1 protein-coding gene is annotated in these 689 nt (G+C 66.0%); it reads right to left on the bottom strand.

The features are described 5' to 3' along the window. Positions 1-689 (bottom strand): AMP-binding protein (locus CH293_RS27720; protein ID WP_141217267.1); only part of this gene is annotated, 689 nt, incomplete at both ends.

The following is a 689-nucleotide window of genomic DNA, read 5'->3' as shown; positions in this document are numbered from 1 at the left end:
GCTTCGCCGGAGAAGAACACCCGCCGCACCGAGGTGAGGCGTTCGGGGTCGGGTGTGGCGGTGAGGAATGCAGCGAGCATGGCGGGCACGAAGTGCAGGACGGTGATGTGGTGGCGGTCGATGACCTCGGCGAGATAGGACGGGTCTTTGTGGCCTCCGTCTTTGGCGACGACGAGGGTGGCGCCGATGACGGCGGGGAGGAAGAATTCCCAGACCGAGACGTCGAAGACGGCGGGGGTTTTCTGCAGGATCCGATCACCGGGGCCGAGTCCGTAGTCCTCGGCCATCCAGGTGAGGCGGTTGATGATCGCTTGATGGGAGATCATGACGCCTTTGGGGCGTCCGGTGGTGCCGGAGGTGAAGATGACGTAGGCCGTGTCCGCCGGGGTGAGGGCCCGCGTCAACACCGGTGCCACACGTTCACCGCGTGTCAGGCGTGCCGAGACCGCCGGAGTATCGAGGAACTCTTCGGTGATGACCATCGTCGGGGACGCGTCGTCGAGGATGTGGGTGATCCGCTGGTCCGGGTAGTCGGGGTCGATGGGTACGTACGCTGCGCCGGCGCGGATGACGGCGTGCAGGGCGGTCACGAGGTCGATGCTGCGCGGGAGGTGGACGGCGACGCGGTCTCCGACCTGAACCCCACGTTCGATCAGAACGTGTGCCAATGCGTTGACGCGGGCATCGAA

The organism is Rhodococcus sp. 14-2470-1b, from assembly GCF_002259415.1.
In the GTDB taxonomy this organism is placed as follows: domain Bacteria; phylum Actinomycetota; class Actinomycetes; order Mycobacteriales; family Mycobacteriaceae; genus Rhodococcoides.
Note: the sequence above shows the minus strand (reverse complement) of the source record. Positions and strands in the feature narration are given on the sequence as shown.